Origin of the sequence: Vallitalea longa (assembly GCF_027923465.1) — a bacterium.
GTDB lineage: Bacteria > Bacillota > Clostridia > Lachnospirales > Vallitaleaceae > Vallitalea > Vallitalea longa.
This window is the reverse complement of record NZ_BRLB01000056.1, coordinates 1-589: the sequence shown is the minus strand read 5'-3', so window position 1 is coordinate 589 and position 589 is coordinate 1. Positions and strand designations below refer to the sequence as shown.

Genomic DNA, 589 nt, shown 5'->3' with positions numbered 1-589 from the left:
GTATTACTATGAGATTAAAAGTATCTAAATCCAAAAATGCCGCTTCTTTTTACGTAATTAAATCCGTTTATAACCCCAAAACACAATCTAACACTTCAAAGATTGTTGAAAAACTCGGAACTGAAGCCGAACTTAGAAAAAAACTAGAAGGTCGAGACCCTTATGAATGGGCCAATGAATATATCGCTGAACTCAACCAAAAAGAAAAGGTTAACAAACGCAAAGTCATTGTTGAATGTTCTCAATTCAAGCTCATTGGCAAAGATACGCAACACGCTTTCAACGGTGGCTACCTGTTCCTTCAACAACTTTATCACCAACTGGGGCTTCACAAGATTTCTAAAGACATCACTTCCAGACATAAATTCACCTTTGACCTGAATGCTATTCTTTCACGTTTAGTTTATGGGAGAATACTCTTCCCCTCTTCTAAACTTAATACCTTTGAAGAATCAAAGCGTTTATTGGAGCAACCTACTTTTGATTTACAGCACATTTATCGTGCCTTAGGGATTATCGCTGACGAATCGGATTTTATTCAGGCAGAGTTATATAAAAATAGTCTCTCCATTTCTAAAAGAAATGACCA

1 pseudogene is annotated in these 589 nt (G+C 36.3%); it reads left to right on the top strand.

The window, feature by feature from the left end:
- Positions 1-589 (top strand): annotated as a pseudogene (locus QMG30_RS24800) (IS1634 family transposase); the annotation flags it as partial.